This window comes from Rhodococcus sp. IEGM1339 (assembly GCF_050321925.1).
Lineage (GTDB): Bacteria > Actinomycetota > Actinomycetes > Mycobacteriales > Mycobacteriaceae > Rhodococcus > Rhodococcus pyridinivorans.
In genome coordinates this window covers 107,105-115,294 of record NZ_JBNQFT010000013.1, presented here as the reverse complement: position 1 = coordinate 115,294, position 8,190 = coordinate 107,105, and the positions used below count along the sequence as shown (strand labels likewise).

Sequence of the window (8,190 nt, the reverse complement as noted above, 5' to 3'; positions counted from 1 at the left end):
GGCCGACACGCCCCAAGGGTGGGGAATTACGTGACAGGCGGGTGAGGAATTACGTGACGGGTCGACCCCTCAACCTGGGGAATTACATGACCGCTGACACCGTGAGCGCTCAGCACCGTTCGTCCTCGTTCCACGAAATGCGTGTCGGCGGCCTCGTGCGGCCTCTGCTCAGCGCCCGTGAGAGGAAGTTCTGCTCACCTGGCTGACAGCGGACTCGAAGACCGAAGCGGCGAGGCGGCTGTTCATCTCGCACCCGTGGATGCGGACTCTGTCCACCCGGTTCAGGCCGCGCGCAGGGAACTCAGCGCCGCGTGCTGCTCGACACCGACCCGTCCCGGCGCCACGGCGAGCGCCACCGCGGTCTGCCACGAGTCGAGACCCACGATGGTGCGCAGGATGAGGATCTCCTGCTGGAGTCGGGTCAGAGGGAAGGCCCGCGGGCTCGCGAACTCGGCATCGGCCGCGTCGGCGACCAGCGTGTAGGCCAACCGCAGGAAAGGCCGGTCGGCTCCGGACGGCGCGGTGAGCTCGGCGAGAATCGCACGGCAGGCGGCCAGGGCGAGACGATCGGCGTCGGCGAAGGTACCTCCGGCGGCTTTCGCACGGGCCCGGAAGTAGGCGATCACGAGCGGATGCAGGTCGCGCAGAAGTCGTGGGATCGCGGTGGCGTCGCCGCTCGCGACCGTCCACGCCAACTCACACGTCGTGAACTGTGAGGCGGTGACATCCGTCCCCGCTCCGAATCCCCGTCCGCCGCTCGCCATTGTCCCCCCTCGTGCTCGTTCCCGAGCCTAGGGGACCGACGAAGTCTCCGACATCCCTCGTTCGGATGATTCTTCTCTTGTGACCCGATGGTGAGCAGGTCGCAACCTGGCGGGCAGCCATCGTGGCGGACGGTCGGGAGCCTGGTCGAGCACACCACCGACGGGATCGTCGACGAAGCCGTACCGCACGGGATCCCGCACCGGACGCCGGATCTGCCACAGCACAACCGCGCACAGTGCCACGACGGCGACGTCGCGCAGGAAGACCGTGGCGGTGAACCACTGCTCCGGCAGCCCCTTCCGATCGGGACCGAGGTAGTAGTACATGCGCGGAACCCACACCAGCGCATCGATCGTCATCCAGGCGACCAGTGCGCGCCGGTGGGGTACGGCCAGCACGGCGAGCGGCACGAGCCACAGCGAATACTGCGGACTCCACACCTTGTTCGTGAGCAGGAAGGCCGCGACGAGAAGGAAACACAGCTGCGCGAGGCGGGGACGGCGCGGCGCGGTGAGCCCGATCCACCCGATCGCGGCGCAGGCCGCGGCGAACAACACGAGCGAGACCCCATTGAAGGTCGAGGCCGACCAGGCCGGCCAGCCCACGAACGAGTGCAGCACGTTGTAGATCGAATCCGGATCCGCTCCGCGATCGGAGTTGAGTCGGAAGAACTCCGCCCACCCGCTCGGGTACAGCACCATGATCGGCAGGTTCACCACTAGCCACGCCGCGGCGGCCGCTCCCGCGGTGCGGGCAAACGACCGCAGGTGGCCGGTCCGCAGGCACAGCACCAGCAGCGGACCGAGCAACAGCAAGGGATACAACTTCGTCGCCGCACCGAGGCCGAGCAGGACGCCGGCGAGAACCGGTCGACGGCGGGCCCACGCCAGCAGACCACCCGCGGCGAAGGCCGTGGCCAGGGCATCGAAGTTCGTGAAGGCGTGCACCACGACCAGTGGTGACGCCGCGACGAGCGCGGCGTCCCAGATCCTGCGGCCCGCCGACATCGCGGTGGCCCACACCGTGACGAGCCAGGCGAGCGCGAGACCGACCGCGACGACGGCGAAGTAGATCGCGACCTGCAGTGCATCGGGGAGCCACGGTGTGGCGTCCCACGCCTTCGCGATGCGCATCGAGCCGTACTGGTAGAGCCCCGCGAGCACCGGATACTCCATGTACCGGGTCTGCATCTGCCCGTCCGGGCCGGGTTCCTCCCACGACGTCCGGTACGGGAAGGCGCCCTCGGCGAGCCGTTCGGCACCGTAGAGCGGAACGATGTCGGAATAACACATCGCCACGTACTGCCGGTTGCCGCTCCAGTCCAGGCCGAGCGCGCCGTCGGGACCGACGGGTCCCTGCTGGACGCAGGCCGCCTTCGTGAACCAGCCGAAGGCGAGGAAGACGACCGCGAGCAGCAACATCGCCCGCAGGGGAGTGAAGAAGCGGGTGCGCCCGAGCACGGCGTGCCGGCCCACCGGACCGCCGATGACGGCGGTCAGGCGCGACACCGTCGGGTCGGTACGCCCGGGGGTGTCGCGCCAGTCCAGGGAACGACGATCCTCGGCCGGTGGTGCAGCGGACACCACCGGCCGGGCGTCGGATCCCCGGTCGTCGCTCACGCGGCGAGGCTACCCGGCCGGAGCGTATTCGACCGCGCCCTGGGGACTACCGCCCTGCGCGCCCTGGAATCCGCCTCCCTGCGCGCCCGGGATCGCGGGGCTCTCGAGTCCCGGGATGCGGTTCTGCGGAGGCGATCCACCCTCGTCGGAGTCGTCGCCGGTACCACCGCCGGTTCCGCCGCCGGTATCCTCGCTCTCCTCCTCCTGACCGCCGTTGCCGGGACGGGAGGGCGCGTTCTGGGTGGTCGCCTGCGGGGCGACACCCGGAACGGGGATGGTGACGCCGGGGAAGATCTCCACGTTCTGCGTGGTGATCTCCGGAACCTCGGGAAGACTCGGCACGACACGCGAGGTGGTGGTCTGCTCACGGGTGGCGGGAGCTGTCGTCGACGCGGTCCACGCCGGCACGCCGGAGACACCGGCGATCGGTTCCGGCTTCGGGAACGACTCGACCTCGGTGCCTTCGAGAGCGCCGTCCATCGTGTCCTTCCAGATGTCCGACGGGATACCCGAGCCGTAGATCATGCCGCCCCAGCTGTTCTCGAGGGGCAGGCCCTCCTCGGTGCCGACCCACACCGCGGTCGACAGCGACGGGGTGTAACCGACCATCCACGCGTCCTTGTTGGAGCCGGTGTCGCCGAGCTGAGCGGTACCGGTCTTCGACGCGGACGGACGGCCGCCGGCCAGGGCGTGGCCGTTCGAGTACGCGGCGATCGGGGTCATCGCGGAAGTGGTGTTGTCGGCCACCGCCGCGTCGACGACCTGCTCACCGGCAGGGGTGCCACGGTCGAGGAGCACCTCGCCGTCGGACGTCACGACCTTCTGCACGAAGTACGGCTCGTGATGACGGCCGGACGCCGCGAGCGTGGCGTACGCCGAGGCCATGTCGAGCACGCGCGACTGGTACTGGCCCAGCACGATGCCGTAGTTGGGGCCGACGCCCCCCGGCTCGGTGAGCGTCTCACCGATGCCCGGCAGTTCCTTCGCGACACCCAGCTTGTGCGCCATGTCGGCGATGGCCTGCGGGCCGTTGTCCATCTCGAGCATCATCCGGTAGAAGCTCGTGTTCAGCGACCGCTTGAGCGCTTCGGCGATGGTGCACTGCCCGCACGACTCGCCCTCGACGTTGCCGATCTTGATGCCGTTGACCGTCAGCGGACCGCTGTCGTAGGTCTGCGACAACGGCACGCCCTGGTCGAGGTTGGCGGCCAGGCCGAACACCTTGAACGACGAACCCGTCTGCAGACCGGACTGGGCGAAGTCGTAACCGACACCGCTCTCCCCGCCGTAGTAGGCGCGGATCGCCCCGGACCGGGGATCGACCGACACCACCGCGGTACGCAACTCCTCGGGTTCGCCCTCGAGATTGCTCTGCGCCGCCTCGACCGCCGACTGCTGGGCCTGGGGGTCGATCGTCGTGGTGATCTGGAGACCGGCCGTATTGAGGAGGTTCTCGTCGATGCCCTCGCGGGCCAACTCGGCGAGCACCTGGTTCTTGATCAGACCTTCGGGGCCGGACGACTGGTCGCCGTTGTCGAGCTCAGCGATCGGAACGTAGGCCGGGTACTTCATACCCGACCGTTCGGCGGCATCGAGCGTGCCGGCGGCGACCATGCCGTCGAGCACATAGTTCCAGCGCGCCTCCGCACCCTCGGGGTTCTGCTCGGGATCGAGCAGCGACGGCAACTGGATCGACGACGCGAGCACGGCGCCCTCCTCGACGGTGAGCTCACCGACGGGCTTGCCGAAGTACGCGTTCGACGCCGCTGCGATGCCGTAGGCACCGCGACCGAAGTAGATGGTGTTGAGGTAGGCCGCGAGGATGTCGTCCTTGGCCCACTGGTTCGCCATCTTCGTCGACAGCACCAGCTCCTTGAGCTTTCGCGTCAACGTCCGCTCGGAACCGACGACGGCGACCTTCACGTACTGCTGGGTGATGGTCGAACCACCACCAGCGCTGTCGCGGCCGAGCACGTTGTCGCGGGCGGCACGCGCGAAGCCGGTGACCGAGAAGCCGGGATTGCTGTAGAAATCGCGGTCCTCGGCGGCGAGCACGGCGTTGCGGACGTGCACGGGGATCGCGTCGAGTTCGACCTCGGTGCGGTTGCCCTCCGGTGGGATCACCTTCGTGATGACACCCTGGCCGTCGGAGTTGAAGATGGTCGCGGCCTGGTTCGTCTGCAGCTCACCGGGGCGCGGCACGTCCTGGACGATGTACGCCAGCATGAACATGAGGATCGGGACGAGGATGCCGGCGGCGACCACGCCGTAACCGATCCGGCGGATCGTGCGCCAGCGGTTGCTCTTGCCGTCGCCCTTTCCACCCCCGGCGCCGCCACCCGAACCGCCACCGGGCGGAACCGTGGGAGGTCCGCCTGCGGGCGGGCCACCGGCAACGCGCGTCGTGGGTGCATCGTCCGCAGCACTCGCACTCTTTGCAGCACTCGCACCGACTGCAGCGCTCGCCGCGGAGACCCGCTGCGTCGGGGCATCCGCTCCGGGACGCTGTACACCTGCCGCGTCCGCTCCGGGACGCTGCGCACCTGCCGCGTCCGCTCCGGGACGCTGTACACCTGCCGCGTCCGCTCCGGGACGCTGCGCACCTGCCGCGTCCGCTCCGGGACGCTGCGCACCTGCCGCGTCCGCTCCGGGACGCTGCGCACCTGCCGCGTCCGCTCCGGGACGCATGGCGACGGTCGGATCGGCCTGCGGCGTGCGCTGGACGGGAGGCACCGCGCCGGGCGGCAACGTGCCGGGACGCGGCGGCATCGACTGGTTGGGATTACGCGGCTGGTTGGCGCCCGGGGCGGGCACCGGTCCGCGCGGTGGGTACGGCTGTCCCGGTCGGCCCTGCTGGGGGCCCGGTCCCTGCCCCTGACCGGGAGCCGGAGGACGCTGTCCCTGGCCGGGGGACTGAGGGCGCTGTCCCTGGACGGGGGCTTGAGGACGCTGTCCCTGACCCGGAGCCTGGGGCGGGTACGGCGGCCGGCTGCCGGGGCGCGGCGGTTGCTGACCTGCGGGACCACCGGGCTGTCCGCCCGGTCGGCCCGGCTGGCCCTGTGCTCCCGGCTGACCCTGCGGGCGCGGTTGCGGCGGCAACGGACGACCCTGCACCGGGCCCTGGGCAGGGCGCTGCTGTCCCGGAGCGGGCTGTCCCGGACCCGGCTGTCCCTGACCGGCACCGGCAGGAGGACCGGGACGTTGCTGCCCGGGTTGCGGTCCGGCGGGACCGCTGCGCTGGGGCGGGACGGCCTTGTTGTCCTCGGGTTCGTTGTCGGGGAAACTCACGTACTCATCTCCAACTGTTCTCGCGACGCATCACGCCGCGGCCTCGACACTGCTCCACGAAGAGCCGATCGGCGATGCCGACGGACGGCAGTCGATCGACGATGTGCGCAGCGGACGACGCGACGATCAGGTCGTGCGGGTCGGACCCAGGAGCGAACTCCACGAGAAAGCGTACGGGCACGTTGCCGGTACCCCTTCACTCGCTGGCGGTACGACGGCTCGATCCCGTCGACCGGCGACGCGGGCTCTTGGGTGCTGGTTGCGATCCCAGGACGTACGACTGCACCAGGTGATTCCAGCTGCAGGTGCGGCACACCTCGACCACGTGAACCGAGAATTCCTCCTGGCTGGCGGCCAGACGCACCAACTCTTCGGGGGTGCGCGCCGACCCGGACACCGGACCGAGTTTGTCGCCGAAGACCCACGAGACAAGAGTCAACTGCTCCTTACGGCAGATGGGGCACATCACATCGCTGCCCCGGCCGTGAAATTTCGCCGCCCGCAGCAGATAGGGGCTCGCGTCGCAGACCTCGCTGACTCCGCGTCGCCCCGAGTAGACCTCTGCGAGCAGCGAGCGCCGCTGCAACGCGTAGTCCACCACCTGCCGCTGAATTCGCACGGCTTCCAGAGTACGTGCGGGCGATGCGGCGAGGGGCGGGGAGTGGCCCACCGGACACCGAAGACGGGTGGTCGAGGTGGCACCGACGCATGTCCGATCGGGTCCGGAGAAGGGTGCCCGCCCGCAACCGGACGTGACACGAACCGTAGGGGGCGTATCGTCGTATATATCGGCGCGATATAGTTCCGTGTCGTATCAATCGGTTGGTTCGAACGGAAACAGGAGGTGACCCGTGCTGGAACTGGCGATACTCGGGCTCCTCCTCGAATCGCCCATGCACGGCTACGAGCTGCGCAAGCGTCTGACCGGGCTCCTCGGAGCCTTCCGCGCCTTCTCCTACGGGTCGCTCTATCCGACTCTGCGGAGAATGCAGGCGGACGGCCTCATCGAAGAGGATCCGGGAATTCCCGGTCCCGTGAAACGACGTGCTCGCCGCGTCTATCAGCTCACCCCGAAGGGTCGAGAACGCTTCACCGAGTTGGTCGCCGACACGGGACCGCAGAACTACACCGATGACGGATTCGGCGTGCACCTCGCCTTCTTCGGTCGCACTCCCGCCGAAGCGCGGATGCGAATTCTCGAAGGCAGGCGCCGCCAGGTCGAGGAGCGCAGAGAAGCGCTCCGCGATGCGATCGGACGAGCCAGCGGCACACTCGATCGTTACACCCGTCAGCTCCATCAGCTCGGCCTCGAGTCCAGCGAGCGCGAGGTGCGCTGGCTCAACGAACTCATCGCCGCCGAGCAGTCGTCAGCAGCACGCAACAAAGAAGGAGAACCCGACCATGGGTGAGAACAGCACCGCGGTGCGCGTGGCCATTGTGGGCGTGGGGAACTGTGCCTCTTCCCTGGTCCAGGGCGTCGAGTATTACAAGGATGCGGACGCCGAGACCACCGTCCCCGGCCTGATGCACGTCGAATTCGGTCCCTACCACGTGCGCGACGTCCAGTTCGTCGCCGCGTTCGACGTGGATGCCAAGAAGGTCGGCTTCGACCTGTCCGAGGCGATCCTCGCGAGCGAGAACAACACCATCAAGATCGCCGATGTGCCGCCGCTCGGCGTGCCCGTGCAGCGCGGCCACACGCTCGACGGCATCGGCAAGTACTACGCCGAGACCATCGAGCTGTCCGACACCGAGCCCGTCGACGTGGTTCAGGCGCTCAAGGACGCCCAGGTCGACGTTCTCGTCTCCTACCTCCCCGTGGGTTCCGAAGAGGCCGACAAGTTCTACGCGCAGTGCGCCATCGACGCGGGCGTCGCCTTCGTCAACGCTCTCCCCGTGTTCATCGCCTCCGACCCCGAGTGGGCGCAGAAGTTCACCGACGCCGGTGTCCCGATCGTCGGCGACGACATCAAATCGCAGGTCGGCGCCACCATCACCCACCGCGTGATGGCAAAGCTGTTCGAGGACCGCGGTGTCGTGCTCGACCGCACGTACCAGCTCAACGTCGGCGGCAACATGGACTTCAAGAACATGCTCGAGCGCGAGCGTCTGGAGTCGAAGAAGGTCTCCAAGACCCAGGCCGTCACGTCGAACCTCAACGGCCCCCTCGCCGGCAAGGTCCACGACCGCGACGTGCACATCGGCCCCTCCGACTACGTGCAGTGGCTCGACGACCGCAAGTGGGCATACGTCCGCCTGGAGGGTCGCGCCTTCGGTGACGCCCCGCTGAACCTCGAGTACAAGCTCGAGGTCTGGGACTCCCCGAACTCGGCCGGCATCATCATCGACGCCATCCGCGCGGCGAAGATCGCCAAGGACCGCGGCATCGGCGGCCCGATCCTCCCGGCTTCGGCATACCTGATGAAGTCCCCGCCGGTCCAGATGGCCGACGATTCCGCTCGTGCCCAGCTCGAGGCGTTCATCATCGGAGCCGACGCGTAAGTCGTTCTCCGGCAGT

At 68.7% G+C, this 8,190-nt stretch carries 7 protein-coding genes; 2 read left to right on the top strand and 5 right to left on the bottom strand.

All coding sequences use genetic code 11. The annotated features are described in order from the left end of the window. Positions 1-281: 281 nt before the first annotated feature. The 5 genes from ACQR3U_RS13965 to ACQR3U_RS13945 form a co-directional block, all read right to left on the bottom strand. Positions 282-764 carry a hypothetical protein gene (locus tag ACQR3U_RS13965; RefSeq protein ID WP_024102475.1) on the bottom strand — a complete coding sequence of 161 codons (483 nt, stop codon included), beginning with the start codon at positions 762-764 and terminating at the stop codon, positions 282-284. Between the two features lie 27 nt (positions 765-791). Continuing rightward, positions 792-2,384, bottom strand: coding sequence for a glycosyltransferase family 87 protein (locus ACQR3U_RS13960; RefSeq protein ID WP_006550818.1), 1,593 nt, complete (start codon positions 2,382-2,384; stop codon positions 792-794). Between the two features lie 9 nt (positions 2,385-2,393). Then, positions 2,394-5,153: a transglycosylase domain-containing protein gene (locus tag ACQR3U_RS13955; protein ID WP_428692127.1), complete on the bottom strand. Its 2,760-nt coding sequence runs from the start codon at positions 5,151-5,153 to the stop codon at positions 2,394-2,396. Between the two features lie 523 nt (positions 5,154-5,676). Next, complete coding sequence (locus ACQR3U_RS13950) at positions 5,677-5,853, bottom strand: hypothetical protein (protein WP_153811623.1); 177 nt, start codon at positions 5,851-5,853, stop codon at positions 5,677-5,679. 15 nt (positions 5,854-5,868) lie between these two features. After that, entirely contained in the window at positions 5,869-6,291 is a 423-nt protein-coding gene (locus ACQR3U_RS13945; RefSeq protein WP_172414849.1) for a DUF5318 domain-containing protein, read from the bottom strand. A 232-nt stretch (positions 6,292-6,523) separates the two neighbouring features. On the opposite strand from ACQR3U_RS13945, the gene ACQR3U_RS13940 reads away from it, so the two are divergent. Then, positions 6,524-7,081, top strand: coding sequence for a PadR family transcriptional regulator (locus ACQR3U_RS13940; RefSeq protein WP_006550821.1), 558 nt, complete (start codon positions 6,524-6,526; stop codon positions 7,079-7,081). Beyond that, positions 7,074-8,174 carry an inositol-3-phosphate synthase gene (locus tag ACQR3U_RS13935; RefSeq protein WP_006550822.1) on the top strand — a complete coding sequence of 367 codons (1,101 nt, stop codon included), beginning with the start codon at positions 7,074-7,076 and terminating at the stop codon, positions 8,172-8,174. Before ACQR3U_RS13940 ends, ACQR3U_RS13935 begins: the two co-directional genes overlap by 8 nt. Positions 8,175-8,190: the final 16 nt, after the last annotated feature.